Raw genomic sequence first — 26,512 nt, forward strand, 5'->3', positions numbered from 1 at the left:
ATCCCTTATGGCACTTGTCTCATCCACACCGCTGCTTAGGGCGGCGCGCGCGAACGGCTATTGCATCGGCGCGTTCAACGTGCACACGCTCGAAATGCTGCAGGCCGTCGTCGAAGCGGCCGAAGAGCTGCAGTCGCCGCTCATCATCCAATCGACCGTCGGCACGGTCAAACATCTTGGCGCCGACTACATCGCCGCAGCCGCCACCGTCGCCTCGAACCGTTCGAGCGTGCCGATTGCGCTGCATCTCGATCATTGTTCCGATTTTGATCTTATCGTACAATGTATTCGCGCAGGCTATTCGTCCGTCATGATCGACGCGTCGCACCACTCGTTCGCCGAAAACGTCCGCCAAACGGCCAAAGTGGTCGAAGTGGCGCGCGCCGCCGGCGTCAACGTCGAAGCGGAGCTCGGCAAAGTGGGCGGCGTCGAGGACGAAATCGTCGTCGCCGAGAACGAAGCGCTGATGGCTGATCCGGGCGAATGCGCGGAATTCGTCCGGCTGACCGGCGTCGCGACGCTCGCTCCGGCGATCGGCACGGCGCACGGCATCTACAAGGGCGAGCCGAAAATCGACTTCGATCGCATCCGCGCAATCGCGGCTAAGGTTGACGTGCCGCTCGTGCTGCACGGCGGCTCCGGCATTCCGGAGGAGCAGGTGAAGCGCTGCGTGTCGCTCGGCATGGCGAAGATGAACGTGGCGACCGAGCTGCGCATCGTGTTCTCCGATGCGATCAAGGAAGTGTTTGCGGCCAACCCGGAGGAGAACGACCCGCGCAAATACATGGTCCCGGCCAAAAAACAACTGAAGCTCGCCGCCATGGAAAAGATGCGGATGTGCGGCAGCACCGGCCGCGCCGACGATTATCGCACATGGCTTAAATAAACATGGACAGGCACGTCCGCCTGCCCGAACTTGTCGGGAGTGAACGTATGGGAACGCAAGCGCTGTCCAAAGGGCAACAAAGACGGGAACAGATGCTGAGCCTGATCAAGCGGCAAAGTCGCGTCACATTGCAGGAGATCGTCGACTACTGCGGCTGTTCGGAAGCGACGGCGCGGCGCGACCTCGGGCTGCTCGAGGAGAGCGGCGACATCATCCGCACGATCGGCGGCGCCCAGATCGGCACACTCCCGTACGAAGGCAACGGCTACGGCAAAGAAAGCTCGTTCGACGAGAAGAAGCAGCTGCTCTGGAACGAGAAGCTGGCGATCGCCGAACGCGCCGCCGCGCTGATCGAGGAAGGCGACGTGATCGGCCTGACCGGCGGCACGACGACGTATTTGATCGCCAAGGCGATCAAGCATCGCGAAAGCATCACCGTCGTGACCAATGCGGTGAACATCGCCATGGAGCTTGCCGATTCGGACGGCGTGCAGGTCGTGCTGACCGGCGGCGTCATGCGCAGCAAGAGCTTCGAGCTGTGCGGCCCGCTCGCGCGCAAGACGGTCGAGGACATCCACATCGGCAAAATGTTTCTCGGCAGCGACGGCATTTCCGCCCGGCAGGGGGTCACCACGTATTCGGAGCTGGAAGCGGAAATCAGCCAGATGCTGGTCGAGCGCGCCGCCATGACAATCGCCGTTTTCGACCATTCGAAGGCGGGCAAAGCATCGCTGTTTACGGTCGTGCCGCTCGCTTCGCTGCAAGCTTGCGTCACCGACGGGCCGCTCGATGTTGAGCTGGAGCGCAGGCTGGCCGAGCTTGGCGTTGTTGTGCATCAGGCTTGAGTGCCCTTGGGGCGCGGCAACCTTCATAAAATCGTGAAGAAACGGGTCCCGCCTGCGCCTCGAGCAAGCGGCGAGACCGTTTTTTTGCAGATGCGGGGAAATTTTTCATAGGGACGGAGGAGAGTATCGTGGGCAAACGGGTGTATATTTTGGGCGAGCTCAATATCGACCTGATCGCGACCGGCCGCGACGTGATGCCGGAATGGAACCGCGAGAAGCTGCTCGATTCGTTCGACATGGCGCTCGGCTCGTCCTCGGCGATTACGGCGAGCGTGCTGGCCGGGCTGGGCGCCGACGTGGCGATGGTGAGCGTCGTCGGCGACGATGCGTTCGGCCGCTACTGCCTGGAGCGGCTGGCGGCGAACGGCGTCGACACGGCGCATGTGCGCGTCGACCCGCAGCAGCAAACCGGCGTCACGCTGTCGCTGTCGACGGCCAAAGACCGCGCGTTGCTGACGCACATGGGCGCGATTTCGGAGCTGCGCCCCGCGGACGTTCCGGACGCGATGTGGACGGAAGCGGCGCATGTGCATTTTGGCTCGTATTATTTGCAGGACGGCATGCGCGGCAGCTGGCGCGACTTGTTCGCCGCGGCGCGCGAGCGAGGCATCACCACATCGTTCGACACGGGCTGGGACATTCGCGAAGGCTGGGACGCGGAGCGTATTCGCGCGCTGCTTGCCGTCACCGACTGGTTCGTGCCCAGCGAGGACGAGCTGCTGGCGATTTGCGCCGCGGAAACGCTGGAGCAGGCGCTGGCGACGCTGCCGGCGGCGCGCGGCATGGTCGCGGTCAAGCGCGGCTCGCGCGGCGCGGCGCTTGTGGCGCCGGACGGCACGCGGCTCGACGCGGCGCCCTTGCGCGCGAACCCGGTCGACACGACCGGCGCGGGCGACTCGTTTAACGCCGGCTTGATCTATGGCCGGCTTGCGGGCATGGCGGACGCCGAGCTGCTGCGTTTCGCCGGCGCCTGCGGCGCGATGGCGACCGAACGCATCGGCGGCGCGCAAGCGGTGCCGTCGCTGGCCGACGTGCGGCGGTTTATTGCGGAGCGCAGCACGTAAGCATCGGCGCTCCATACGCGGCGGCCAACAGGTATCGCAACTGGGGGCCGGCCGCTTTCTTGGCGTGCGATTCGACCGCGTTACACGCGGGTAGCCGCTCCGCCTTCCGAGCGATATTCGCTCGGCGTACGTCCGTGCGATTCGCGAAACACGCGCGAAAACGTGCGAAACGACTCAAAGCCGACCTCGAGCGCGATGTCGGCTATTGTCATATTTGTCGAGAGGAGCAGAATCGCCGCGTTCTTCATTCGCAGCCCGTGAACGTATTCCAGGAAGCTGACTCCGTAGTGCCGCTTGAAGGAACGCGTAATATGCGGGATGCTGACGCAGAACTGCCCGGCCAGCTGTTGCAGGGTGAGCGGCTTCTGATAATGGATGTGAATGTAGCTCATAATGGTCCGGAATCGCGAGCGGGCCATTGATTCGTCGCCGACGACCGGCGATCCGGGCCGCTCTTTGACGGCCATCCGCAAGAACAGCAACAGCGCTTCGGTCAGCTTGGCCCGAATGAAGCTGTTGTGGCCGACGATTCCGGGATTGCGGCACTCCTCGTATAGCTCCGTCATAATGCCGTGCATTCGTTCGGCATGCGGCGATTTCAATGTGCAGCAGGACGGCAGCGCCGTGCCGACGGTCAGCAGCGGGTCGGACAGCTCGGCGTTTCCCGGCAGATCGCCCAGCATATGAATGTCAAACATGCAGCCGAGCTTGCGGATGCCCGCCTCGTCCTCGTTGTCCGCATCGTGAAGATGCTGCGGCAATACGAAGGAAACGGTTCCCGGCTGCAGGCGATGCTTCGCGCCGTTGACGGATTGGGTGCCGCGTCCTTCGACTACATAGGTGAATTCGGCAAAATCGTGGTAATGGAGCGGGATTGTTCGCGCGGTATATGAGAAGATATAAAAGGGCAGCCGGTCACTGCTTACCTTGAACTGTGCGATGACATCCTGGTATTCCGGAAATATCGACATTTCGCCTTCCGCTCCCGGTATCGATTTGGCTTGCCGCGTTACCGATCTGGCATGCGCGCCGCCGGAATCTATTTTATCATACAAGTAGCAACCAGACGGAGGGATAGAAGGATATGCAGCAGGAAAAATTGGCCATTCACGGCGGCGCGCCGGTCAAAACAACGCCGTACGGCAGCGGCAAGCGATTCGGGCTCGAGGAAGCGAAGGAGCTGTTGGAGGCGCTGGATCAGAACACGCTGTTCTATCATCAGGGAAAAAAAGTAAAGCAATTTTTACGCGATTTCGGCGAGCTGTACGGCGTGAAATACAGTGTTGCGGCATCGTCGGGGACGGCGGCGATCCATGTCGCGCTCGGCGCTGCGGGCGTTACGGTCGGCGACGAAGTCGTGACCGGACCGATTACGGATCAAGGGACGCTGATCGGCATCTTGTATCAGAATGCGGTGCCGGTATTCGCCGATCTCGATCCGAATACGTACGGCCTCGATCCTTCCTCGATCGAATCGCGCATTACCTCCCGGACCAAAGCGATCGTCGTTGTCCATCTGGCCGGCAATCCGTGCGATATGGACCCGATCATGGACATTGCAAGGCGGCACGGGCTCAAGGTGATCGAGGATTGCGCGCAAAGCTACATGACCCGCTACAAAGGCAGGCTGGTCGGAACGATCGGCGATTACGGCTGCTTCAGCACGAACGACTTCAAGCACATGTCGACGGGCGACGGCGGCATGGTGCTGGTCAATTCCGGGGACGAGGCGGATTATCAGCGCACGCACGCGTTCGCGGACAAAAATTACATGCGGTTCGAATCGACGGTGGTACGCGATCTTTCCTACCTGGCCCCGAATTATCGCATGACCGAGCTGCAAGGAGCGGTAGGCATCGCGCAGCTGAAGAAGCTGCCGCTGGTATGCGAGCGTCGCCACAGCTACGGCGATCGGCTGACGGCGGGCATCGCCGATTTGCCCGGCATCGCTCCGCACCGCGTTGCCGACGGCAATTACGGCACGTACTGGTTTTATATGCTGCGCGTCGACGAGGCGGCGCTCGGCTGTACGCGCGATCAGTTTTCGGAAGCGCTCAAGGGGGAAGGCGTCTCCAACGGCGCCGGCTACATCAAGCAAGCGGTTTACATGCAGCCGCTGTTTCAACGAAAAACCGCTTATCCCGGCAGCCATTTTCCTTTCGAGCTTTACGACGTCGATTACAAGGAAGGCTTGTGTCCGGAGGCGGAGGCGATATTGCGGACTGCCATTGTGATTCCGGTGAATGAATTTTATACGGATACGGATCTGGCGGATACCATAACCGGCATTCGCAAGGTTGCGCTGCATTTCGGCAACAAGGAAGGAAGAGAAGCATGATTATCGATGCGCACAATCACCCGGACTGGTACGGACACCATGCGGCCAAATTTCTCGCCAATATGGACGAACTCGGCATCGATCGCACCTGGCTGCTCAGCTGGGAGGCGCCGGCCGACGAATACGATCCGGCTTATATCAAGGTGCTGCCCGACCCGGCGGGCGAAGGGCCGATTTCTTTCGCCAGATGCGCCGCATACGTCGAGCGGTACCCCGACAGGTTCGTGCTCGGATACGCCCCCGATCCGCGGCGGCCGGACGCGATCGATCGGCTCAGGATGGCAATCGACCTGTACGGCGTGCGGATTTACGGCGAGCTGAAGCTCAGGATGATGTACGATAACCCGGACGCGCTGCGAATGTTCCGCTTCTGCGGCGAAGCCGGCTTGCCGGTCGTCGTTCATATCGATTACGAATTCGCCACGGGTCGCGCTTATCCGCGGCCGAACTGGTGGTACGGCGGCGGCATCGAGGCGTTCGAGCGGGCGGTGCAGGCATGCCCGGAGACGATCTTTCTCGGACATGCGCCCGGCTTCTGGGCCCATATATCCGCCGACGATCAGTTCGACAAGACGCCGTATCCGACCGGTCCCGTCGTGCCTGGCGGCCGTATCGAACGGATGTTGCGCCAATATCCGAATTTGTACTGCGACATTTCCGCCGGATCGGGTGTCAACGCGCTGAGCCGGGATGCCGATTACACCCGCAGCTTCCTGATCGAATTCCAGGACCGCGTCTTGTACGGCAGAGACTACTTCGACAACCGGCACCAGGAATGTCTCGAATCGCTCGGTTTGCCGGAAGAGGCGCTTGCCAAAATTTACAGCGGAAACGCGCTCAAGCTCGTGCCGTTGGACGTGTAGAGGCAAGATTCGAATCGTCGCGGCCGGTTTTGCGGCCCCGAACAATCGATCAAACAAGGAGTGCCAGAGCATGCACCGTACGGTTGACAGTTGGGAGCGGTTTCGGTCGGAGTGGGACGGGGTCATCAATTTTCTGATGAAGGGCGAGACGGTTCCTTTCCACTACCGGATGCCTCCGATCGAGCGGATCGTCGAGGAGCTGCGTCACCATCCGGATTCGAGGATAACGCCCGGCACGAAAGGCAACAAGCTGGATCTGACCGATATTTCCGAATCGTTCCGCAAGATGCCGATCGAGGAGGCCGTTGACTCGGCTTTTGCGCTCGCCCATTTCAAATTGCCGGCGTTTTACGGCAGCGGAAAGCTGCTGGACGGTTTCGAGGAGCAAGTGCTCCAGCCGTGGCAGCGCGCGCTGCGCGAGGCCGGGTTCACCTGGGAGCGGTGCTATCCGATTCTGTTCATCAGCGGACCGGGAAGAACTACCAATTATCATCTCGATTATTCGCATGTGCTGGCCTGGCAGGTCCATGGCACCAAAACGTTCGTCGGGCTGAAGGACCCGGACCGCTGGGCCCCGCTCGCCGTCCGTCTGCACTGCAAGGGAACGGAGCGGCCGGCGGATATCGGGCCGGAGGACGAGTTGGCCTATGTCATGACTCCCGGTACCGTGCTGTGGAACACGTTCCTGACGCCGCACTGGGTGGAGGCGTCCGATCGGGCGGCTTGCAGTGTCAACATTTCGCACGGAGGATTGCGTTACAAAGGCCGGCTGTGCCTTCACGAGCAGGAAGTGGTCGATTGGCAGCTCGCCAATCCGGACAAGCAGCGAATATTGTTCTGAGTCCGACGAAATGAAGCCGTATTCGGCGATTTCCTCAAGCCCGCGAGCTTTCGCGGGCTTGTTTGCCGTCTTTTTTGGCCGCTAATGAACGTTTTACAAGCACTTGAGGAAATTTTTATCGTCGCACCGCAGGATTCGACAGCGCCGGTCGCGAAAACTTATTCCCGGGAAACTGGCGAAGCGGCCAAATGGGCGCAGCGCATTTCGGGGGGCAGCGGGGATGAGGGAAAACGTAAAGAGAGGACCGATCAACGACACCGGCTTGAAGCGGGTGATGGCGTTTGCCAGCGTCCTGATCGTGATTTCGATTTTGCTGACGGGCACTTACGTGTACCGTCTGACCGAACATGAAGCGGTCAAGAAGCTCAAGACGCGCGATCTGGTTACGCTGGCGGAATCGATATCGAGCAAGGTGGACGCGCGGATCGACAAGGAAATCGAAACCTCGCTCGCGCTTGCTCACGATCCTACGCTGCTGAAATGGCTGGACGGCGGGGAAACCGACGCGGCGCTGGGCGCGCTGGTGCACGCGAGGACCGATTATTTGCACCGCGAGCTCGGCTATAGCTCGACGTTTATCGTTGGCACGAAGACGCGGCATTTCTGGAACGAAACGGGAACGATCATCGACACGATGACGGAGAACGACCCGGATGACAGCTGGTTTTTCGACGCCCTCCGGCTGAAGAAGGCGGCTGCGGTCAATTTCGACTACAACAACGAGCTTGGCGATACGTTCGCTTTTGTCAACGCGCTGGCGGGTTCGGTCGATGCGCCGCTTGGCGTGGTCGGGGTGGGCATCAATCTGCACGAGTTGTCGGACGAGTTTGCTTCCTACAAGGACGGGCAAGGCATCAACCTGTGGCTGATCGACGGCAGCGGCAAAATCTATTTGTCCGACGCCTACGAACATAACGGCAGCAACATCGGCGACGTCATGACCGCCCAAGCGCAGCAACAAGTGCTGCAGCAGTACGATGCGCAAGTCCGCGGCTTCGATTACGTGGCGCAGGAAGGCGTGCGCATGGATCTGATCAGCTACCCGCTGCGCTCGACCGATCTGCATTTGCTGGTTGAAGTGGAGCGCCGGCGGACGGTCGCCTTCCTGGAGACGATCCGCTGGAATACGTTCCTTGCGGTGGCCATTTCGATAGTGGCGATGACGTTTTTCTTCTTTTATGTATCGCGCAAGCTGGCCAATCCGTACAAACGCGCCATCGCGCTCAATCAACAGCTGGAGACGCAAGTGGAAGAACGAACGCAGGAGCTGTCCGCGCGTAACCGGGAGCTGATGGACAGCCTGAGCTATGCCAAGCTGCTGCAGGAATCCGTGCTGCCGAAGGAGCAGCAGCTGCAGTCCGCGTTGCGGGAGCACTTTGTCATCTGGCGGCCGCGGGATGTGGTGGGGGGCGACTTTTACTGGTCGAAGCAGGTCGGCGGCCGGACGTTGCTCGCTGTCGGAGACTGCACGGGGCACGGCGTGCCGGGCGCCTTCATGACGCTGCTGGCCATCTCCACGCTCAATCGGATCGTGGAAAGCGGGGAAGCCGTCGAACCGGCGGATATCCTGGGGCGGCTCAACCGGTTGATGAAGGAAACGCTTCGCCAGGACGGCCAGCCGGGCGTCACCGACGACGGCCTCGACATCGGCATCTGCTGCATCGAAGAGGGGCAAGTGCTGTTCGCCGGGGCGAGGTGCTCGCTGCATCGGGCGGACGAAGCCGGTTTGGCCAGCTGGCCGGGGGACCGCCGCAGCGTCGGCTACCGCAAAACGCCGCGCGATTACGCCTACACGACGCACCGGATGCCGGTCGGCTCCGCCCGCTATTACATGGCGACCGACGGCTTCTACGACCAGAACGGCGGCGAGCGCGACTATTCGTTCGGCAAGAAACGGTTCGCCGACCTGATCGTCCGCTACGGCGGCTTGCCGCTGGAGGAGCAGAAGCTCCTGTTCCTGCGCGAGCTGGAAGCGTACATGGGCAACGAACGCCAGCGCGACGACATCACGGTGATGTCGTTTCAGGTGGCTTGATTGTTTGAGATTAGCCAAAAGATCGCCTATCTACTTAGCTATAATCCAGGCCAGTAAAGGGCGATCTTTTTAATTTTGTAGTGATAACAACTCAAAAAAACATTATTAAACAAAAAATATATAATTTAACTGGATATTGATATGCAATTTTGATAGGGAGCGTTATAATGAAGTCCATTATACTTCGATAGTGAGGTGGCAAATGGCCGTTGGTTTTTTTAAAAAAATCGATTTGAGTATTCAATCCGGATAAGAGAAATAAAGGAGCCTGGTTTGCATGGCAATATATTTTAAAATTGGCTTTGCCATCTATACGATAGGCCCTGTCAGCTTGTTAAATTCATTGTTTTCCGCGATTGGCTATCGCTTGGAGCCCGATGGGTGGGGAACGTGGTACCCCATCATGATGAATCAAGGCTATCAAGGGAAAATAGAGCATGCCTTAATTCCGGATTTGATAAAGGAAGTAAAATCGATACCAGGGACTTTCATAGCAGCGAGTCGAAAAATAGCCCATGAAAAATGGCTTATTTACTGAATTTGACCCATTGCATCGAAAATAGCCAGCGAAATTACTGGTTATTTGTCCGTGTTACCCCCAAATCGGGCTTTTCTACGAGAATAGCCAGTGAAATGACTTGCTATTTCGTCGGAAGAGGTCGGTTTTGAGCAAATAGCCCATAAAAAGTGGCCTATTTTGCCGTCACCCCCGCCTCTCCTCCCGAAACTCGCGCGGCGATACCCCGGCCAGTTGGCTGAACAGCTTGGAGAAATAATGCACCGACGCAAAGCCATGCTTTTCGGCGATTTCCGTTACGCTGAGCGTGGTCGAGCGCAGATCCTCCTTCGCCCGGTTGATGCGGAACCGGTTGATATACTGCACCGGCGACAAGCCGGTAGCCGTCCGGAACAGCGCGAAGAAATACCCGCGGCTGATCCGCAGCTCGCGGTAGTACGCTTCCAGCGGCAGCTGGAAGCCGCTCAGCAAATCGCGGTCGAGCCGCTCCAGCAGCTTGGCCAGCCGCGGGTCGGGCACATGCTCCTCCTTCAGCGCAAACGCAAGGAAGTAAGCGATAAACTGCTGAAACTGGCTTTGCGTCTTCAAGCTGCGGGAATACGTCCGTTCGTTCGTAAACCGGTTATCCGTATAGAACGTTTCGAACAGATCGACCCAAAGGTGCGGCTTGTCCACTTTCATCAGCTCGGGAATCGGGTAAGGAAACGCAGGGCCGACCAGCTCCGGCTTCAGCTGCGCTTTGTCGTAGCAAATGATGCTGGGGTTGGGAAATGCATGCTTGCGATCGATGGGCGCCCAGTCAAAATAGCAGCAAACGTGCACCATCGGATCGTTGCTGTCGGCATACCAGTCGTGCGGCTGACCGGCGGGGATATAAACTAGCGAGCCAGGGCCCGTCTCGTAGGTGCGCCCGCACGTGTGGACGACTCCTTTGCCCTCGCTGATCAAATAAAGCGACGAGCCGTAGCACATTCGATTCGCATTGCGCTGCCCTTTGGAGAACGGGTAGCGGGTAGCGAAATAGACGTACGGATGCAAGCCGGCAAAATCCACGGCAAAAACCTCCCGTTCACGCTAGCGTCAACACCGACGCGATTCGCAATTGATAGGACGATTGTATAAAAGAACGACACCTCTGTAAATACACCTCCCTTTCCCGCTGATACAATAAAACCAGCAAAGTTACGCTCTCGAAAGGGGATTCATTCATGCTGGACAGCCAATTTCTGTTGACGGATGAACAAATGCTGCAATTTGTGACCAAAGGGTATCTCGTGCTGCGCAACGAGCTGCCGGAGCCGTTTCACCGGCGGGTGATGGACCGCATTTACCACGTGCTGCACGAGGAGGGCAACCCGGGAAACAACATTTTGCCGCGGGTGCCGGACATTCAGCAGTTTTTCGATACGCCGGTCGTCCGGGGGGCGCTCGCCAGCGTGCTGGGGCCGGACTATTACATGCATCCGCACCGGCATTGCCACTACAACCGGCCGGGCAACCAGGCGCCGGGCGGCGGGCAGTGGCACAAGGACGGCTACTGGTCGTCGATGCGGAGCCACCGGCCGTGGTGGGCGATGATTTTTTATTACACGCAGGATATTACGGAGGAACTGGGACCAACTGCGGTAATGCCGGGCACCCAATATTATGAAAAATTTATCGGCGATCGCGGCGAAACGCTGCTGCCGACCGGCAAAGCGGGCACGATGGTGCTGGTGCATTTCGACTTGTGGCACAAGGCGTCGCTTAATGTGTCGAGCCTGGACCGCTACATGCTGAAGTTTCAGTTCGTTCGGCTGCGGGCGCCGGAAGCGCCGAGCTGGAACTATCGCGGCAGCGAGTTGGTCGTACCGGACGGAACGCCGGCGCTGCACTTGAATTTGTGGCGCGACGTGTGGGATTGGCTGCGCGGCGAACGGCCTGCGCCCGAGGATCGTAGCGCTTTGCGCGATCCGGAGACGCTGCTGGCCGAGCTTTCCGCAGAGGACGCGGAAACGCGAGGCAGGGCGGCCGACGAGCTTGGGTTGATCGGGGAGGCGGCGGGGAGCGCGGCTGCGGAGCTGGCGAAGCGGGTAGGCGACGAAACGGAAACGACAGCGCTGAACGCCGCTTACGCGCTTGGTTCCATGGGTAGCGAAGGTGCCGCGCAATTGCTGCGGCTGATGGCGGAAGGCACTCATCTGATCGCCGAACGTTCGGCATATGGCCTGCAGCGTGCGGGGGCAGCCGCGGTGCCGGGGCTGATCGGGCTGCTGCGGCATGACGACGAGAAGCGGCGGGCTCTGGCGGCTTTTGTGCTTGGCATGGCCGGGCCGGCGGCCGGAGCGGAAGCGGTCGCCGCCCTGATCGCCGCGTCGCGCGGGGACGGCAGCGAGTGGGTGCGCCGCAATGCGGTCGAAGCGCTCGGCATGATCGGCAACGGCAGCGGACTGGTCGTACCGGAGTTGGCCGCGACGCTGACGGAAGCGGTGGCGAACGAAACGGAGGCGCCGCCGCCATCCGGCGACATGTACATCAACAAGCAAAACTACATCGTCAACAAAATCGGCTACACGGCGGCGCTGTCGCTGCTCCGTACGGGGCGCGACGGGGAGACGGCGACGGTGATCGCCGCGCTCGAGCAGGCGCTGCTCAGCAAGGACCGCTACGTCCGCGCTTATGCCGCGGAGGCGCTCACGCATTTGCGCACGCCGGAGGCGGTCGACGTGCTGATCCGCCATTACCGCGCCGCCCGCTGGTGCCCGGATACGCACAAGGCGAGCGCGTTCTAGCGCCGGCCGGACTCCTGGCGTACGGCCGACTGTCCCGGCCGTGCACCGGCTTGGGCGGCGGCCTCGCCTTGCGTCCGAAACTCGCTCGGCGACCGCCCGAACGTGTCCCGGAAGACGCGCGAGAAGGAGCGAAACGAGTCGAAGCCGACCTCGACGGCGATGTCGGTGATCGCCATGTTCGTCGAGATCAGCAGGCTGGCCGCGTGCTTCATCCGCAGCTCGTGGACGTAGCCGAGATAGCTTGTGCCTTTGTGCTGCCGGAAGCCGCGGGAAATGAACGGCACGCTGACGCGGAATTGCCGGGCGAGCTGCTGCAGGCTGATCGTTTGTTGATAGTGGACGTGAATGTAGCTGAGGATCGTCCAGAACGTCGGATCGTCCGACTTGCCGCCGCCGCTGAAGGAACGGGAAGCGGCTTCGTTCGTTGCCGCCGCCTGCCGGAGGAACAGCAGCAGCGCTTCGGTCAGCTTGGCGCGGATCATGCTTCGTTGGCCGACGGCGCCGGACGCTTTGCTTTCGGCCAGCAGTTCCGCGCAAATGCCGCGCATCCGCTCCGCATGCATTGTTCCCAACTGGACGCAGCAAGGCAGCTCCGTGCCTACGGCGAACAGCAGCGTCGACAGCTCGCGGTCGCGCGACAAGTCGCCGAGCAGATGGAGGTCAAACAGGCCGCCGTATTTATGCAGCGGCTTCCCGTCGTCGCATTGCGATTCGTGCAAATGCTGCGGCAGCAGGAACGTCATCGTGCCCGGCTCCAGCCGGTACGTTCTGCCGCTTGCCGTCAGCGTTCCGCCGCCGTCCAGGATGAACGAAAATTCGGCGAAATCGTGATAGTGCAGCCCGGAGGATTTCAGCATGTAGGCGAACATATAAAACGGCAATTCGCCGTTCTTCATCTCGAATTCGGTCACAACGTCCTGGTATTCCGGAAATACAGGCACACGAATCCCTCCGGCGCATGGTGGTAGGTTACAATTTGGCCGTCTGCGGATCGAATCTGGCTGTCATGCGGCGCCCCCTTATTTTATCATAAGAAGAAACGAGGTGGAGGGGAAAGAAGATGGAGCAGGACGTTCTGGCGATTCACGGCGGCAAGCCGGCAAAAACGGCACCATACGGCACGGGCAAACGGTTTGGCGAAGAGGAAGTGCGGGAACTGGTCGAAGCGCTGGAGCAAAATACGCTGTTTTACCATTTTGGCGGCAAGGTGAAACGGTTTTTGGCCGATTTTAATGCGCTGTACGGCATCCCTTACAGCGTCGCGACTTCGTCGGGCACGGCGGCGATTCATGTCGCGCTCGGCGCGGCCGGCGTAACGGTCGGCGACGAAGTCATTACGAGCCCGATCACCGATCAGGGGACGCTGGTCGGCATCCTGTACCAGAACGCGATTCCCGTGTTCGCCGATCTGCAGCCGCATACGTACAACATGGACCCGGCTTCGGTCGAAGCGCGCATCACGCCGCGCACGAAAGCGATCGTGGTCGTGCATTTGGCGGGAGCGCCCTGCGACATGGACGCGATCATGGCTATCGCCCGGCGGCACGGGCTGAAGGTGATCGAGGATTGCGCGCAAAGCTATCTTACGCGCTACAAGGGGCGGCTGGTCGGCACGATCGGCGACTACGGCTGCTTCAGCACGAACGACTTCAAGCATATGTCGACCGGCGACGGCGGCATCGTTGCCGTCAACTCCGGCGACGAGGAAGATTACCGCACGACGCACGCGTTCGCCGACAAAAACTACCGCCGCCTGGATCCCGAAGCAATGCGCAATGTGGCCTATTTGGCGCCGAATTACCGCATGACCGAGCTGCAAGGGGCGGTCGGCATCGCGCAGCTGAAGAAGCTGCCGTGGATTTGCGAGCAGCGCAACCGGTACGGCGACAGGCTGACGGCAGGCATTCGCGATTTGCCGGGCATCCAGCCGCCGGCGCTCGTGGACGGGGGCTGGAGCACGTATTGGTTTTACATGCTGCGCGTGGACGAGGCGAAGCTCGGCTGCACGCGCGAGCAGTTTTGCGCCGCGCTTGCGGCGGAAGGCGTATCTTGCGGCGCGGGGTACATTCCGCATACCGTGTATATGACGCCGATTTTCCAGCAGCGGTGCGCGTATCCGGGCAGCCACTTCCCGTTCGACATCACCGGGGCCGAATACCCGGCGGGCTTGTGCGCGGAAGCGGAGACGATTCTGCAGACGGCGGTCCGGCTGCCGGTGAGCGAGTTTTACACCGAGCAGGACTTGGCCGAAACGATTGCTGGCATCCGCAAAGTTGTCGGCCACTATTCGCGAGTGGCGCAAGCGTAGCTGGTCATTCAAATAGCCAATGAAACATGGCTTATTTGCTCCATTTCGACCGCTTCATCCGAAATAGCCAGCGAAAACACGGGTTATTTCATCCGAACGGGCTCAAAATCGAATATTTCCGCCGAATAGCCAGTGAAAACGCTGGCTATTTTGTTGTTGCCGGCTTCATTTGACGAAATAGCCAGCAAAACATGGCTTATTTTAACAAGTACGCGGCAGTCATTTGAAGTATAATGGGATGCAGCGAGGCCATCCCGTCTGGCCGCAAGCTTGATAAACTCGGCAAGGGGAGGTTGGTTGCGGTTGCGCATATCGAAATGGCTGCTGCGAGGCACATGGCTCCTCGCCGGATTGATTGCCTATGCGTCTGTCAGCGTTTGGATCGCACGGGATGTGCGGCAAATCGTCGCGATCGGCATGACGAATGGAGCCGATTATTCCCCGTACATGACGGAACAAGCCTATCGGAAGTTGAACCCGGCTGGGAGGGGGCTCGCCCAATATGACGAGCGTTACACCCCCTATCACCGTAAGTATGGAAAAGCTTTCCCGCTTCACTTGATTGCGGTAGCCATCGCTACAACCCGCCATCGGTTTGAAAACGGCAGTACGGGCTTCAACGAAACGATCAAGCTGAGGCTCCAATTGAATCTGGCGAAAGGGAGATGGACGGCGACCGACATCGCCATCCGACCATGAGGCCGGATCAACAAGATCGGATGATGTACGCGCGTACTTTCGCAGATCGCCTCCCGTCTGGTACAATAGGGGCATGATGAGAGGAGTGTAACGATGACGGTATCCACGGTAAAATGGGGCATTATGGGGCCCGGGAGAATATCCGGCGATTTTGCGAACGAACTGGTGCACGCGCCGGGGGCGGAGCTGGTCGCGGTAGCCGGCAGGTCAAAGGAAAAAGCGGACGAGTTTGCCGCCAAATACAACGTACCGCGCGCATACGGCAGCTGCGAGGAGCTGGCGAACGATCCGGACGTGCAAATCGTTTATATCGGCACGCTGCACACGGTCCACTGCGAAAACGCGCTGACGCTGCTGAACGCAGGCAAAGCGGTGCTCTGCGAAAAACCGCTGACGATGAACGCGGCGGAATCGGCGCAAATGATCGAGCTGGCGCGCCGCAAAGGGCTGTTCCTGATGGAAGGCATGTGGACCCGCCACCTGCCGGTCCTCGTCAAGGTGCGCGAGTGGCTGCGCGAAGGGCGCATCGGCGAAACGAAGCTGCTCAAGGCGGAATTCGGCTTCGACGCCGGCTGGAACCCAAGCGGACGGCTGCTCGATCCGGCCAAAGGCGGCGGCGCGCTGCTCGATGCCGGCATATACCCGGTATCGCTCGCTTCGATGGTATTCGGCGGCGAACAGCCGAAGCGGATCGAAAGCTCGGCGGTCATCGGCGAAACCGGCGTCGACGAGCAATTCTCCCTGCTGTTCGAATACGCCGGCGGCGGCATCGCCTCGCTGCAAGGCGCGGTGCGGCTCGGGATGAACAACGATGCCTGGATCTACGGCACGCAAGGGAAAATCTACATCAAGGAGTTTCTCTGGTCCCGGGAAGCGACGCTGTACGCGAAGGATGCGGAGCCGGAAACGTTCGTCGACAAGCGCGAAACGCGGGGCTTCGTTTTCCAGCAGATCGAAGCGATGAACGCGCTGCGCGAAGGGCGCAAGGAAAGCCCGGCGATTCCGCTGGACGAATCGCAGGCGATCATGCAGACGCTCGATGCGATCCGCAAGCAGTGGAACTTGACGTACGAGAACGATCGCAAGTAGCATAACGATCGGCAGGGCAATGCGGCAAACCGGATGACGGGCGCCGCGTTGCCCTGTTTGCCGTTCGGGGCGGCTCGTTTCTTTTGGAACAGCGGGCGTCAAAACGGCGATAGGCAACCGGCGGCTTCGGCGTTACGATGATGCATAAGGCCGCCGTTATCAAGCGGCGGTGACTATGCGTATTCGCAGGAGGAGATCACGATGACCGCCACATACCAATTTGCCGGCATAACCGACGCGCAGAAACTGGGCGCCTATTATGTGCAGGATGCCGCCCGGCTCATGAATCGTTTGTCCTACAGCTATTACCGCTTGATGAGAATCGGCGCCGGCCAGCTGCCGGCTCGCGTCAACTGGCATTTCAAAGCGGGCGTCGCCCGCCATTTGTACGAAGATTCGCAAGCTCGCGCCGAGCTGGCGGACCGTGTGGCCGAGCTGCGCGCCCCGCAGGCGAAGCAGCAGCCGAAGGCGCCCGACCCGTGGCTGGAGGTGCTGTTCGACGAACTGCTGATGGCCCGTTCGGATTATGAGCTGTATGCCGGCATTTACGAAGTGATTCGGCCGGAATTGAAGCGGATCGTCGACTTGTACATGGAACGGACGCAGCCGCTTGTCGACTATCCGACCGTACGCGTGCTGAAGCGGGTGCGGCTCGATCTGGAGGAGCAAATAAGCTGGGGGCAATCGATCGCACCGGTGCTGCAGGAAGATGCGGCGTATTTCCGCTCGCGTCCGGAGACGGGGATCGCGGCGGACGATGCGGACAGCGCGGCGCCGTTCGTTGCCCACCTGCGGGAGCTGCTGGCCAAGATCGGCGGGCTGGACGGCGCGGCGATGGCCGAAGTCGGCGACGTGCCGGATCGCCGGCGGTCGACGGCGGCGTTCGAGGTCGTCAAGAAGGCGGTGCGCGATCCGCGCATGGGCGGCGAAACGCTTGGCCGCACCGGTGTCGCCAACCCGCCGGAGGATCCCGTGCTCGCCCCCGTGGTAAAAAACGCCCGCACCCGCCAGGAGGAGCTTGGCGCAGCGGAGCTGTGCGCGGCGACGCTGTATTTGCAGGACAATATGCCTTGGTCGTTCTATGCGGATATGGCCCGGCACTGCTGGGACGAAATGCGCCACACGCTGTTCGGCCAGGCGGTGCTCGATTCGGCCGGCTACGACTGGTTTTCGATGCCGCAGTTTAAAGGCGACTACGACCCGCATATGAAAAAGCCGGTCGCCAGCGCCTACGTCTGGCTGTCCATCGGCATCGAAGGCAGCGCGATGAAGAAGGACGCGATGCCGAAGGAGTCGCGGGACCTGCGTGCGCTTGCGGACAAGACGGGAGATCCGTTCGTGACGTTCTTCGCCCAATGCGTCGACTACGACTGGGCGGACGAAGTGACGCACCACCAATACGGGCGCAAGTGGGCGGAAGATTTGATCGGCGACTACCATACGTCGGAGATGATCGCTCATCACGAGATGAAGCTCAATTTAATCCGCATGGCGGAGGATACGTACACGTACTGGGCCGACAAGCCGGACAGCCATAACAAGCAGCTTCATCTTCGCGAATGGGCGAGCTATCATACGCCGGAAATGTTGGCGTTTCTTGCCGCCAACGGCTGACGATTCGCAAGAGGAGAGGAAGGAGGGGCGATATGACTGCTCACGCTTATACCATCGGAAATTCGACCTTTGGGCTTTACGACTATCCGTCCGCCGATCGTCCGTGGTCGCTCGAGCGGAAGTTCGAGGCGACGGCGGCCGGCGGGTACCGGCATTTCGAAGGAGATTTTGGCGGGGATACGGACAAGGCGCCGATTCGGGCGCTGGCCGCGCGCTTCGGCCTCGAGCTCGGCGCGCTGCGCTTCGGCATCCGCACCGAAGCGCAAATGGCCAAGCTGCTGCAGGAGGCGGAGGAGCTCGGAGCGGCTTACGTCGTGGCCATCGCCGGCCATGCCCATCACACGACCGCGCAGTCCGTCGACTTGCTCGGCCGCTTCCTGGACATGGCGGAACGAGCCGGCTTTCCGCTGTACATCGAAACGCACCGCGACTCGGCGACGCAAGATTTGCTGCGCTGCGCCGAAATCGTCGAACAACTGCCGCGGATGCCGCTGATGCTGGATCTGTCGCATCTGCTCGTTGCCGGCGAAATTACCGCCGACTTGTACGAGGAGCGGCTGCCGCTGTTTGCGCCGCTGTTCAGCCGGACGGTCGGCTTCCACGGCCGTATCTCCAACGGCGCGCAAATCCAAATTGGGCTGGACAGCGCCGAAGACGAGGAGGCGCAGCAGTTCGCCCGGTTCTGGGAGCATGCGCTGCGCGCGTGGAAACAGGCGCCGGCCGCCGCGGGGCCGTTTCGCTTCACGGTCGAGCTCGGGCCGCCGCCCTATGCGTTGACGCGCAAGGACGAGCACGGCCGTCGGGTCGAAATCAAGGATCGCATCGAGCAAGGAACGCTGCATGTGGCGTTGTTCGAGCAAGTGTGGCGCAACGTGTTCGGCGGAGCTTAGCCGGAGCTTCGAAATAGGCCCGATTTTATTGGCTATTTCATCAAAAATAGCCTGTCGATAGGAAATAGCCAGTGATTTCGCTGGCTATTTGTGTTGGATGGGGTGATTTTGGGCTGTTTGGGCAGAATAGCCAGTGTTTTTGCTGGCTATTTGCGCCGGGAGGTGGAAAATGAGGCGAATAAGCCATTTTTCATGGGCTATTTTACCCGCGGAGGTTTGAGAAGGGGCGAAAAGGTGGGGGGCGAAGCCGGTCGGCGTCACTGCGACGTTTCGATCCGGAAGTCTGCCGCGGAACCCGCCTCGTCCCGGCCGCGCGCGCCGCTGTCGGCTGCGCGGAACCGGGTCGGCGACACGCCGGTGACGTGGCGGAACACGCGGGAGAAGTGGCTCGCGTTCACAAACCCGAGCGCTTCGGCGACCGCTTTTACATCGGCCTCGGGGAAGTGCACGAGGTCCTTCTGCGCTTGCAATATTTTCAGCTTCAGGTAGAAATCCTTGGTTGTCGTCCCGTATCGCATCTGGAACAGCCGGTTCAAATGCTGGCGCGAAATGTCCAGCGTCCCCGCCAGCCTGGACACGTCGGCCGGCTCGTGGAGATGGCCGCGCATCCATTGTACGGCTTCGTCGATTTTGCGGTTCGCCGGCGCGGGCGGCGTTTCTGGCTCGATGCTGTCGCGCCCCGGGGAAAACCGCAGCAGGAATGACGTGTATACCCCGTAAAGCAGCACCGAAATGCGTTCGGCCGAGTCGGACAAGTCGACGTACTCCATGACGGACATGATCTGCAGATGCAGATCGGGATGATGCGCGTCGCGGAGCACCAGCGGCCGCAGCGGTTCGGCCAAACCGTAATAGGAAGGCAGCGACTCGGCGATCGGACCGAGGAAGGACACCCAGGAAAGGTAGTACGGCTCCGTTCCTGCCTCATATTCGTGTTCCGTACCGGGAGGCAGGAATATCGCCGTGCCGGGCGCCAGCTCGTGCCGCTCTCCGCCGATGCGGATGTTCCCCTTTCCCTGGTAGCAGACAACGATTTGGTAAAACGGCCACAGGCAGCGTTCGTCCTCGCGCACCTTCTGGTAACCGGCGTCGTACAAAGCGATTGGCAGCTTGCGGCCCGATCCTCTGCTGCTGACCCTTACGTTCACCTCGATCGCCTCCTCGTCCGCCTGCTGGCCGGAGTCCGTCTATATCTAATTGCCGGTGGTTATTTCACAACCGTTCCAGCTCCAGCGTTCCTTTCGCCGTATCCTTCAGCACGATGCGCGCTTCAAAAGGGGCGCCGGTTTTGCTTTTGAACTTGAGCTTGGAGGTGCGGCCTTTTTCGATCAGGGAGCGGACCATCGTTTCGGTGAGCGATTTGCCCAGGCTTTCTTTCCAAATGACGAAGGTGCAGCCGTTGCGGTAGTGCGTGCAGCCATAGCCTTTGCGTCCGAGGAAAATACGTCCGCCGCAGCCTTGCCGCGGACAGTTCGCGACGAACGCAATGCCGCCGCTCGCAGCCGTTATCGCCGTCGTTCCGCCGTCCGCGCCATCTCTCACCGCCACACTCCGGCTCGCCTCCGCCGTACTCGCGGTCCCGCTCTTCGCCGTGCCTGCGCGCGTGCCGCGTCCGCTTGATGCGCCGCCGCCGCGAGCGCCGGCCTTGCCGCGACTGCCCGCCGCAGGCGCGTCGCCGCCAAACGCCAGCTTCGCCATCCGCTCCTGGCCGCGCACCTTGTCGATCATCTGCAGCGTGAATCGCTTCACGTTGTCCATAAACGTCTCGTCGGACGCTTGTCCTTTGGCGATCTGGCTCAGCCGCCGCTCCCAATGGCCGGTCATTTCCGGCGAAGTGAGCAGCTCGATGCCGGCGCCTCGGATCAGCTCGACAGCCGCCCGTCCTTTTGCCGTAATCACGATGCGCTTGCCCTGCATGACGATATAACCGACCTGCTTCAGCCGCTCGATCGTCGCCGCGCGCGTGGCGGGCGTGCCAAGACCGGCATCCTTCATCGCGTCGCGCAGTTCCTCGTCTTCGATCTGCTTGCCGGCGCTTTCCATCGCTTTCAGCAGCGTGCCTTCATTAAACGGCTTCGGCGGCTGCGTTTCCTTCTCCTTGGCCGCCGCATCTACGCACAGCACCGGCAGCGCCGCCTCGAGCGCAAACGGCGCATCCGTTTCCACCGCCTCATCTTCGTCGCCGGAGCCGCCGTCTCGCGCTTTCACCTTATCCTTGCCCGCGCCTCGTTTGCCGCCTGCAGACACAGAGCCTTCATCGTCGTCGTCCGCGGCGCCGGCTTCCTTTTTCCCTTTTCGCGCGTCTTCGTAAATGATTTTCCAGCCCAGGCTGACAAGCTGCTTGACGGTCGTTTTGAACAACTCTTCCTGGACCTCGGTGAGCACCGTATGCATCTTGTACTCCGCCGCCGGGTAGAAATGCGACAAAAACCGCCGCACAATCAAATCGTACAGCTTCTTTTCGTCGGGGCTCAGCGCGCCTGCCTTCTTGTTCGTCGGCAGAATCGCATGGTGATCCTCGACCTTGGCCGGATTGCAGACGGCTTTGTTGTTTTTGTGCACGAAGCTTTTGTTCGCGCCTTGCGCCAGCGCGTCGTAGTCCGTCCCGCGCAGCGCGTCGAGCGAGCGGTGCATCTCCGGAATATTTTGCTCGCCCACGTAGTTCGAATTCGTGCGGGGGTAGGAAATGACTTTATGCTTCTCGTACAACGCTTGTGCGAGATCGAGCGTTTTTTTGGCGGAGAAGCCGTATTTGCCGTTCGCATCCCGCTGCAGCAGCGTCAAATCGTACAGCCGCCAAGGATACTCTTTCGTATCCTTGACCTCGTAGCTGAGGATGCGGCCGGGCCGATCCTTCACCTTGGCGGCAATCGCGGCGGCCTTGTCCGCGTCGTCAAGCTGCCCGCCCTGCCACTTCCCGGCGTAGGCGGTGATATCGGCATCAACACCCCGCCGCTGCTCGAATTTCGCTTCCACCTCGTAAAATTTGCGCGACGTAAACGCCTCGATTTCCTTCTGCCGATCGTAAATGAGCGCCAACACGGGCGTTTGCACGCGGCCTACGGAAAGCAGCTCGTTATGTTTGGTCGTAAAAGCGCGCGTGCCGTTCATGCCGACCAGCCAGTCCGCTTCGCTGCGCGAGCGGGCGGCCCGGGTCAAGTTGTCGTACTCCGCGCCGTCGCGCAATTGGGCGAAACCGGCGCGAATCGTCTCCGGCGTCAAGTCGGAAATCCACAGCCGCTTCACGGGCTGGCGCAACCCGAGATGCCGCTGGATCAGCGAAAAAATATGCTGCCCTTCGCGTCCGGCGTCGCACGCATTGACAAGCGCGTCGCAGCGTTTGGCCAAATCGGCGATGACGCGCAGCTGGTCTTTCGTTTTCGGATTCGGCAGCAGCTTGAACGTGTCCGGGATGATCGGCAAATCGCCGAAATTCCACCGTTTGTATTTCTCGTCGTATTTGTCCGGCTCCGCCAATTCGATTAGATGGCCGATCGCCCACGTAATAATATACCGTTCCCCTTCGAGGTGAGTGCGGTTGTTGCGCGCTTTCGGATCGATCGCGGCCGCGATGTTGCGGCCCATATCGGGTTTTTCGGCAATGACGAGCGTTTTCAAAGCTTGGTTCCTCCGCCCATGGGATAACCGGCCGGCTGGCGGCTTCGGTTTGAAATCTATTATACGATGTCTGGCAGCAGGTTCCAACCGTGCCGCCGGCCAACGCCGGGCACCGCAGCCCGACAGGACGAGAACGATGCGAAAGTTGCCGGTGATGAATCTATTTTTACCGTCCCCAATGTGTGTACAATAGATTAATCGAGGTTTCAGGGGGAGATGGCGATGGAGGAACGAATTGCGCGCATCCGCAAGGCCGAAAAAACCTATCACGACGCCTGTTACGACCAATACCGGCTGTTCGAGGCCGGATCGTGGATGCACAAGCCGGTGCACGCGGTGATGGCAAACTGGGAACGCCTGCGCGACCGGGAGCATGCAAAGGTGCTCGATCTCGGCTGCGGCGTCGGACGCAACAGCATTCCGCTGGCGCAAGCGATGCTGCCGGGCCGGGGTGTTGTCGTCTGCGTCGATCTGCTCGATTCGGCGCTCGAGAAGCTGGTTGCGTACAGCGAACAATACGGCGTGCGGGAAAGGATCGCCGTCGTGCAATCGGCAATCGAGTCGTTTGCGATCGAACCGTTGACGTACGACATGACGGTTGCCGTGTCCGTTCTGGAGCACGCGGATTCCGTCGACGGCATGAAGCGGGTGATGGAGCGGATCGCGGCGGGGACGAAGCCAGGCGGTATCGCGGTTGTCATTGCAGGGACGGACATTCGCGAAACGGACGCCGTTACGGGCGAAAGCCGCGAAGCGATGTTCGAAGTGAACGTGTCTGCCGACACAATGACCCGGATGCTGCTTGCCGCATGCGAAGGCTGGGAAACGCTCGAATGCCGCGTCAGCCCGCAGCAATTTGCGATCACGCGCGAGGAGCGCGACGTTGTCCTGCAATCGAACTGCGTTGTTTTCACTGCCCGAAAACAATATGGATCCTGATTCGCGCGGCCGGCTGCGCAGCCGGCAGGAAATGGGCGAATGGCCGCGAAACAAATCAGGGCGGCTGCTGACGCTGTTCGGCGCGGGACTTGCGATCGACAGCGCGCCGGATGAGGGGACGAAGGTCGCGTTTCGCGTGCCGAAAGGGGAGTGGCGCAGGGAGGAGCGCATTCAGTAAACGAATGCCCGTTGCGCCGCGAAGCTGAGCAGGAAGAGCGAGCCTTCCGTCAACACTTTGGCCGCCGCCAGCGGCAGTCCCGCCTGGTTGTGCAAGACGTACATCAGCCCGTAATTGAGCAGCAGAATCACCGCAACGAGGGCAAAATAGCGCGGCATCGAGCGCCGCAGAGCCGCCTTTTTGTTTCCGCCAAATACGTAGTTCCGGTTCATCGTATAGTTGAAAACGGAGCTGCACAGCCTGGCCCCCGCCACGGCAATGAACAGGTTCGGCGTCGCCAGCGGAATAAGCAGCAGCAGCACAAAGTCGATCAGTGCCGACAGCAGGGACGAAGCGCTGAATTTGACGATCGGCCAATATATTTTGACGGAGTCGGCCAACGGGCGGAAGTGGGAGGAACGATTGTTGTCGAGATAAATCGTTTCGATCGTTTCTTCCCGGATGGCGACGTCCGCCGCCGGCGCGGCCAGCAGCATGTTCATTTCGTATTCGAACCGTTCGCCCGGAATGCGGCACAACCAGTCGAGCATGCGGGCGGAATAGCCGCGCAGGCCGGTCTGCGTGTCGGTGACGGCAACGCCGGTGGAAGCCCGGTAGATTAAGCGGGTGACGGCATTGCCGAAGCGGCTGCGCAGCGGCACCTTGCCGGCGAAGCGGCGGACGCCGAGCACGATTTCGCGGCCGTCTTCGCTTACGTGCCGGGCGATGCGGCCGATATCGGCCGGGGAATGCTGGCCGTCGCTGTCGGCGCAAACGACGCCGTCTGTCGCGCCGATCGATTGCAAGTAGCGAAAGCCGGTCTTGAGCGCGCGGCCTTTGCCCCTGTTGGCGGCATGCGTCAGCACGGTGCAGCCGCTGTCCGCGGCAGCGCCGAAGATCGGCCGGTACGCTTCGCCGCTGCCGTCGTCGACGACAACGATGCGGTGCCCGCCTTCCGCCTGCAGCCGGCGAACGAGGTCAACCAGACGCGTATCGGGTTCGTAAGCCGGAATCAGTACAGTCATGTTGGTTTGCCTCCTCTATCGTACGCCGGATACGCTTGTCATTGGTGCCCTACATAAATGATGTCGCTAACGCCCCGTTCCTCTCCTTTGCCTGAAGGTTCATTCACGACTCTTCCCATAAAATACATCGTCGACGAGCCGCCGCCGTCCAGGTTGTACGCATCCGTGCAGCCGTACTGAACGAACAGGTCGGCAAATTCCGCCAGCGTCATGCCTTTGCTGTAATTTTTCATCCGGCCGTCAACGACGATGAACACATAATGGTTCGGCGCGATCATGCCGATGCCGGTGCGCGGATTGGCGCCCTGGATCGTGCGGTTGCCGAAGTTGGTGTCGATCTTGACACTTGCGAAGTCGCCCGCGGCCTGGCCGTCCTTGACGAGAATCGGGCCGAACGAAAACGTGTTGGTCGCCCCGTCCGCCAGCAGCGCGGTAGAGGAGGAGGTCTTTTCGTCGTACGTGCGCAGCGCGCCGTTCTTCATGACGGCGAGCGCGTCGCGCGCCGGTTCGTCGCGGTACAGCACGCCGCCGCGGATGATGACGCCGTCCTTGCGGAAGCCATAGTAGTCGCCGTTGACGGCGAAGATGGCGTCGTGCGCCGAGGCGATGGCCGACGTGTCTTCGGTGATGTTGAGCCCGAACTTGTTTTTGGCCAGGGCGGTGCGCAGGTCGGCGCTGTCCGCTACCGTCACGTCGGCGACGTAATACGTAATCAGATCGGCGCCTTCGCCGCTTTGCTTTTTGGCAATTTGAACGGAAACGGTGTCGTCCTTGTAGCTCCAGTCGTCGTAAACGGGCTGGGAGCCGGCGCTGCTGGTGCTGGCCGGCTGTGTGGAAGCGGCCGGCGCGACAACCGCCTGCACGTGTTCGATCAAGTAACGGTCGGCCGCCCAATAAGCGGCGGAGCCGATTGCCAGCAGGAACAGACCGATGGCGGCTGCGAGTTTACGTTTGCGGGTCATGGGCGGTGGATCCCTCCTGTCGCGTGTAATGGGTCTACGCACACGAGTATATCGAGGCTGGCTGAAAACCGACTGACCGCAACATTAGAGCCGGCTTAGAAAACGGGAGGACTCGCTCTACAGAATCGGTACAATGGGCTCTGGTAAACTGTTGGCATCCCCGCAGGCAAATATCGAATCAAGACGATATGCGCTTATTTCCCGGGCAATTGTCGAAGCTTGCGCCGGCAAGCGGGCCATTCGGGAAATATCGCCATTGACGGTGGGGATAATATTAGATATATTTTTGATAAACTATATATAATCATAAAATGACAAAGAATCGAAGGTGGAGCCGATGTTGCGCACGACGGCCGACAATAAACACGATCTCGTTACTCAGATCGTGCAGCAGATCAAGGACAAAATACTGGAAGGCTCGCTGAAACCCGGCGAGCGGATCGTCGAGATCAAGCTGGCGAAGGAGCTCGGCATCAGCCAGACGCCGATCCGCGAGGCGATTCGTCAGCTGGCGGGGGAAGGCATCGTGACGATCGTGCTCAACCGCGGCGCGGTTATTCGCAGTCTGAGCGCGCAGGACGTGTTCGAGATTTATTCGCTGCGCTCCTCGCTCGAAGGGCTGGCCATCCGGCTGGCGGTGCAAAACGCGACGATGAACGACATCAAGCATTTGGAAGCGTTTTATCGCGAAATGGAGCTCAAGCTGGAAGATGATTCCATCGAGTCGCTTTCGGAAGACTCTTCCTATATTCACCGTTATATTCTGAAGCTGTCGAAGCATGAGTTGCTCGAATTTACGTTTCAGCCCGTTTCGTTCCGCATTACGTGGGTCAATCGCATTTTGGGCCGATCTTACAGCAAACGGCAAGAGGTGGAGGAGCACCGGGAGTTGATCGAAGCGCTCCAGAAGCGGGACCCCGACGAAGCAGAACGTATCATGCGGGCGCACATCCATCGTTCGTACCGCGGTTTCCTGGCTATCGGCCTGATCGATGAGACGGAATTGACGCGCAACGAGTGGATTTGAGCGGAAACGAGCGATCGATCGTCC

The 26,512-nt window shown here is 60.4% G+C and carries 25 protein-coding genes; 17 read left to right on the top strand and 8 right to left on the bottom strand.

The window, feature by feature from the left end; genetic code table 11:
• The first annotated feature begins 7 nt into the window (after positions 1-7).
• From fba to EXY20_RS18015, 3 genes are all read left to right on the top strand, one after another.
• On the top strand, positions 8-886 hold the full coding sequence (fba, locus tag EXY20_RS18005) for a class II fructose-1,6-bisphosphate aldolase (protein ID WP_135553491.1): 879 nt from the start codon (positions 8-10) through the stop codon (positions 884-886).
• Between the two features lie 47 nt (positions 887-933).
• Entirely contained in the window at positions 934-1,731 is a 798-nt protein-coding gene (locus tag EXY20_RS18010; protein ID WP_135553492.1) for a DeoR/GlpR family DNA-binding transcription regulator, read from the top strand.
• 128 nt (positions 1,732-1,859) lie between these two features.
• Positions 1,860-2,795, top strand: coding sequence for a carbohydrate kinase family protein (locus tag EXY20_RS18015; protein ID WP_135553493.1), 936 nt, complete (start codon positions 1,860-1,862; stop codon positions 2,793-2,795).
• An 80-nt stretch (positions 2,796-2,875) separates the two neighbouring features.
• Here EXY20_RS18015 and EXY20_RS18020 read toward each other — a convergent pair whose 3' ends face one another.
• Positions 2,876-3,766: an AraC family transcriptional regulator gene (locus EXY20_RS18020; RefSeq protein WP_135553494.1), complete on the bottom strand. Its 891-nt coding sequence runs from the start codon at positions 3,764-3,766 to the stop codon at positions 2,876-2,878.
• Positions 3,767-3,879: 113 nt separating this feature from the next.
• Between EXY20_RS18020 and EXY20_RS18025 the strand changes: the two genes are divergently transcribed.
• From EXY20_RS18025 to EXY20_RS18045, 5 genes are all read left to right on the top strand, one after another.
• Positions 3,880-5,133 (top strand): DegT/DnrJ/EryC1/StrS family aminotransferase, encoded by a 1,254-nt coding sequence (locus EXY20_RS18025; RefSeq protein WP_135553495.1) that lies wholly within the window; start codon positions 3,880-3,882, stop codon positions 5,131-5,133.
• Positions 5,130-5,996, top strand: a complete 867-nt coding sequence (locus EXY20_RS18030) for an amidohydrolase family protein (protein WP_135553496.1) — start codon at positions 5,130-5,132, stop codon at positions 5,994-5,996. Before EXY20_RS18025 ends, EXY20_RS18030 begins: the two co-directional genes overlap by 4 nt.
• Before the next feature lie 70 nt (positions 5,997-6,066).
• A complete protein-coding gene (locus EXY20_RS18035) occupies positions 6,067-6,837 on the top strand; it encodes a P-loop NTPase family protein (protein ID WP_135553497.1) in 771 nt (256 codons plus the stop codon).
• A 220-nt stretch (positions 6,838-7,057) separates the two neighbouring features.
• Positions 7,058-8,872, top strand: a complete 1,815-nt coding sequence (locus EXY20_RS18040) for a SpoIIE family protein phosphatase (RefSeq protein WP_135553498.1) — start codon at positions 7,058-7,060, stop codon at positions 8,870-8,872.
• Between the two features lie 277 nt (positions 8,873-9,149).
• Entirely contained in the window at positions 9,150-9,410 is a 261-nt protein-coding gene (locus EXY20_RS18045) for an Imm70 family immunity protein (protein ID WP_135553499.1), read from the top strand.
• A 165-nt stretch (positions 9,411-9,575) separates the two neighbouring features.
• Here the strand turns inward: EXY20_RS18045 and EXY20_RS18050 are convergent, their stop codons facing one another.
• Positions 9,576-10,442, bottom strand: a complete 867-nt coding sequence (locus EXY20_RS18050; RefSeq protein ID WP_135553500.1) for an AraC family transcriptional regulator — start codon at positions 10,440-10,442, stop codon at positions 9,576-9,578.
• A 155-nt stretch (positions 10,443-10,597) separates the two neighbouring features.
• Here EXY20_RS18050 and EXY20_RS18055 point away from each other — a divergent pair, with 155 nt between their 5' ends.
• Positions 10,598-12,160, top strand: coding sequence for a HEAT repeat domain-containing protein (locus EXY20_RS18055; RefSeq protein ID WP_135553501.1), 1,563 nt, complete (start codon positions 10,598-10,600; stop codon positions 12,158-12,160).
• Here the strand turns inward: EXY20_RS18055 and EXY20_RS18060 are convergent.
• Complete coding sequence (locus EXY20_RS18060) at positions 12,157-13,101, bottom strand: AraC family transcriptional regulator (protein WP_135553502.1); 945 nt, start codon at positions 13,099-13,101, stop codon at positions 12,157-12,159. The two genes, EXY20_RS18055 and EXY20_RS18060, sit on opposite strands and share 4 nt — an antisense overlap.
• A 119-nt stretch (positions 13,102-13,220) precedes the next feature.
• On the opposite strand from EXY20_RS18060, the gene EXY20_RS18065 reads away from it, so the two are divergent.
• On the top strand, positions 13,221-14,468 hold the full coding sequence (locus EXY20_RS18065) for a DegT/DnrJ/EryC1/StrS family aminotransferase (RefSeq protein WP_135553503.1): 1,248 nt from the start codon (positions 13,221-13,223) through the stop codon (positions 14,466-14,468).
• Between the two features lie 83 nt (positions 14,469-14,551).
• On the opposite strand, the gene EXY20_RS18070 is transcribed toward EXY20_RS18065, so the two are convergent.
• Positions 14,552-14,779 carry a hypothetical protein gene (locus EXY20_RS18070; protein WP_135553504.1) on the bottom strand — a complete coding sequence of 76 codons (228 nt, stop codon included), beginning with the start codon at positions 14,777-14,779 and terminating at the stop codon, positions 14,552-14,554.
• Here EXY20_RS18070 and EXY20_RS18075 point away from each other — a divergent pair.
• The 4 genes from EXY20_RS18075 to EXY20_RS18090 all read left to right on the top strand — a co-directional run bounded on the left by EXY20_RS18075 (position 14,772) and on the right by EXY20_RS18090 (position 18,760).
• On the top strand, positions 14,772-15,167 hold the full coding sequence (locus EXY20_RS18075; RefSeq protein WP_135553505.1) for a hypothetical protein: 396 nt from the start codon (positions 14,772-14,774) through the stop codon (positions 15,165-15,167). The two genes, EXY20_RS18070 and EXY20_RS18075, sit on opposite strands and share 8 nt — an antisense overlap.
• Positions 15,168-15,260: 93 nt before the next feature.
• Positions 15,261-16,256 (top strand): Gfo/Idh/MocA family protein, encoded by a 996-nt coding sequence (locus EXY20_RS18080; protein WP_135553506.1) that lies wholly within the window; start codon positions 15,261-15,263, stop codon positions 16,254-16,256.
• Positions 16,257-16,457: 201 nt separating this feature from the next.
• On the top strand, positions 16,458-17,870 hold the full coding sequence (locus tag EXY20_RS18085) for a hypothetical protein (RefSeq protein WP_135553507.1): 1,413 nt from the start codon (positions 16,458-16,460) through the stop codon (positions 17,868-17,870).
• 32 nt (positions 17,871-17,902) lie between these two features.
• Positions 17,903-18,760, top strand: a complete 858-nt coding sequence (locus EXY20_RS18090) for a sugar phosphate isomerase/epimerase family protein (RefSeq protein WP_167859334.1) — start codon at positions 17,903-17,905, stop codon at positions 18,758-18,760.
• 257 nt (positions 18,761-19,017) lie between these two features.
• Here EXY20_RS18090 and EXY20_RS18095 read toward each other — a convergent pair whose 3' ends face one another.
• Both EXY20_RS18095 and EXY20_RS18100 read right to left on the bottom strand, forming a co-directional pair.
• A complete protein-coding gene (locus EXY20_RS18095) occupies positions 19,018-19,908 on the bottom strand; it encodes an AraC family transcriptional regulator (protein WP_135553509.1) in 891 nt (296 codons plus the stop codon).
• 64 nt (positions 19,909-19,972) lie between these two features.
• Positions 19,973-22,378, bottom strand: a complete 2,406-nt coding sequence (locus tag EXY20_RS18100; protein ID WP_135553510.1) for a type IA DNA topoisomerase — start codon at positions 22,376-22,378, stop codon at positions 19,973-19,975.
• Between the two features lie 222 nt (positions 22,379-22,600).
• Here EXY20_RS18100 and EXY20_RS18105 point away from each other — a divergent pair, with 222 nt between their 5' ends.
• The gene (locus EXY20_RS18105) at positions 22,601-23,317 is read left to right on the top strand and encodes a class I SAM-dependent methyltransferase (protein WP_167859335.1); all 717 of its coding nucleotides are present in this window, start codon (positions 22,601-22,603) and stop codon (positions 23,315-23,317) included.
• Positions 23,307-23,495, top strand: a complete 189-nt coding sequence (locus EXY20_RS18110; RefSeq protein ID WP_135553512.1) for an ATP-binding protein — start codon at positions 23,307-23,309, stop codon at positions 23,493-23,495. The genes EXY20_RS18105 and EXY20_RS18110 overlap by 11 nt, the downstream gene beginning before the upstream one ends.
• Here the strand turns inward: EXY20_RS18110 and EXY20_RS18115 are convergent.
• Positions 23,489-24,499: a bifunctional glycosyltransferase family 2/GtrA family protein gene (locus EXY20_RS18115; RefSeq protein WP_135553513.1), complete on the bottom strand. Its 1,011-nt coding sequence runs from the start codon at positions 24,497-24,499 to the stop codon at positions 23,489-23,491. The genes EXY20_RS18110 and EXY20_RS18115 overlap by 7 nt on opposite strands.
• Positions 24,500-24,537: 38 nt before the next feature.
• Entirely contained in the window at positions 24,538-25,461 is a 924-nt protein-coding gene (locus EXY20_RS18120; RefSeq protein ID WP_135553514.1) for a phosphodiester glycosidase family protein, read from the bottom strand.
• A 337-nt stretch (positions 25,462-25,798) separates the two neighbouring features.
• Here EXY20_RS18120 and EXY20_RS18125 point away from each other — a divergent pair, with 337 nt between their 5' ends.
• Entirely contained in the window at positions 25,799-26,488 is a 690-nt protein-coding gene (locus EXY20_RS18125; RefSeq protein ID WP_135553515.1) for a GntR family transcriptional regulator, read from the top strand.
• Positions 26,489-26,512: the final 24 nt, after the last annotated feature.

The organism is Paenibacillus cymbidii, assembly GCF_004764705.1.
Classification (GTDB): Bacteria; Bacillota; Bacilli; order Paenibacillales; family NBRC-103111; genus Paenibacillus_AN; species Paenibacillus_AN cymbidii.

Coding starts and splice junctions, on each gene's coding strand:
- fba (WP_135553491.1), top strand. CDS start 8: ATGGCACTTGTCTCATCCACACCGCTGCTTAGGGCGGCGCGCGCGAAC.
- EXY20_RS18010 (WP_135553492.1), top strand. CDS start 934: ATGGGAACGCAAGCGCTGTCCAAAGGGCAACAAAGACGGGAACAGATG.
- EXY20_RS18020 (WP_135553494.1), bottom strand. CDS start 3,766: ATGTCGATATTTCCGGAATACCAGGATGTCATCGCACAGTTCAAGGTA.
- EXY20_RS18025 (WP_135553495.1), top strand. CDS start 3,880: ATGCAGCAGGAAAAATTGGCCATTCACGGCGGCGCGCCGGTCAAAACA.
- EXY20_RS18030 (WP_135553496.1), top strand. CDS start 5,130: ATGATTATCGATGCGCACAATCACCCGGACTGGTACGGACACCATGCG.
- EXY20_RS18035 (WP_135553497.1), top strand. CDS start 6,067: ATGCACCGTACGGTTGACAGTTGGGAGCGGTTTCGGTCGGAGTGGGAC.
- EXY20_RS18040 (WP_135553498.1), top strand. CDS start 7,058: ATGAGGGAAAACGTAAAGAGAGGACCGATCAACGACACCGGCTTGAAG.
- EXY20_RS18045 (WP_135553499.1), top strand. CDS start 9,150: ATGGCAATATATTTTAAAATTGGCTTTGCCATCTATACGATAGGCCCT.
- EXY20_RS18055 (WP_135553501.1), top strand. CDS start 10,598: ATGCTGGACAGCCAATTTCTGTTGACGGATGAACAAATGCTGCAATTT.
- EXY20_RS18065 (WP_135553503.1), top strand. CDS start 13,221: ATGGAGCAGGACGTTCTGGCGATTCACGGCGGCAAGCCGGCAAAAACG.
- EXY20_RS18070 (WP_135553504.1), bottom strand. CDS start 14,779: ATGCGCAACCGCAACCAACCTCCCCTTGCCGAGTTTATCAAGCTTGCG.
- EXY20_RS18080 (WP_135553506.1), top strand. CDS start 15,261: ATGACGGTATCCACGGTAAAATGGGGCATTATGGGGCCCGGGAGAATA.
- EXY20_RS18085 (WP_135553507.1), top strand. CDS start 16,458: ATGACCGCCACATACCAATTTGCCGGCATAACCGACGCGCAGAAACTG.
- EXY20_RS18090 (WP_167859334.1), top strand. CDS start 17,903: ATGACTGCTCACGCTTATACCATCGGAAATTCGACCTTTGGGCTTTAC.
- EXY20_RS18105 (WP_167859335.1), top strand. CDS start 22,601: ATGGAGGAACGAATTGCGCGCATCCGCAAGGCCGAAAAAACCTATCAC.
- EXY20_RS18110 (WP_135553512.1), top strand. CDS start 23,307: ATGGATCCTGATTCGCGCGGCCGGCTGCGCAGCCGGCAGGAAATGGGC.
- EXY20_RS18115 (WP_135553513.1), bottom strand. CDS start 24,499: ATGACTGTACTGATTCCGGCTTACGAACCCGATACGCGTCTGGTTGAC.
- EXY20_RS18120 (WP_135553514.1), bottom strand. CDS start 25,461: ATGACCCGCAAACGTAAACTCGCAGCCGCCATCGGTCTGTTCCTGCTG.
- EXY20_RS18125 (WP_135553515.1), top strand. CDS start 25,799: ATGTTGCGCACGACGGCCGACAATAAACACGATCTCGTTACTCAGATC.